We start from the raw sequence: 529 nt of genomic DNA, 5'->3' as shown, positions 1-529 counted from the left end.
TTGTTGCTGCTGCCATGGCCATTGCGGCGGTGTGCAGGTGCTGAGTGTGGTTGCCCAGCAGCTGCTGGCTATCCAGAACGCACTGCGCAGCAGCATGGAGCGCTTCCTGTTTGAGGGGAGAGAGATTCGACTGCAGCCCACATGCGGGGTGTTCATCGTGGGTCACCAGCCTCCACCACCCCCAAGGCTACACCCTCCTGACCATCATGCCTTGCTGCTGCTGTGCAGGGCGGTGGCCACGCTATCAAGCAGCCAAGTGTGCTTAACAGCAGCATGTAGTCATCATCATCATCATCATCATCATCATCATTATATGTCATTTTGTTGATGTGCAAGCTGGTTGCATGGTGCCAGCAGCTTGTAGCATGCAGCATGCAGTGCAGCTTGTGGGCAGCAGGCCCTACCTGTTGAGCAGCTCGTCCAGCCTGGCCTCGCCAGCTGTGCACCGGCTGCCTGGCCAGCGACCCTCACTGACCCAGCTGTCATGACCCTGCTGGATGCTCTTCGACTTCACTCCACTGCTGTTGTG

Annotated in this window: 1 protein-coding gene; it reads right to left on the bottom strand. The window is 58.0% G+C overall.

Annotated elements, in window-relative coordinates:
- Positions 1-152 precede the first annotated feature (152 nt).
- Complete coding sequence (locus ACT6R0_RS18675) at positions 153-446, bottom strand: hypothetical protein (RefSeq protein ID WP_444667469.1); 294 nt, start codon at positions 444-446, stop codon at positions 153-155.
- Positions 447-529: the final 83 nt, after the last annotated feature.

The organism is Flavobacterium sp. (assembly GCF_052437795.1).
Lineage (GTDB): Bacteria > Bacteroidota > Bacteroidia > Flavobacteriales > Flavobacteriaceae > Flavobacterium.
Note: the sequence above shows the minus strand (reverse complement) of the source record. Positions and strands in the feature narration are given on the sequence as shown.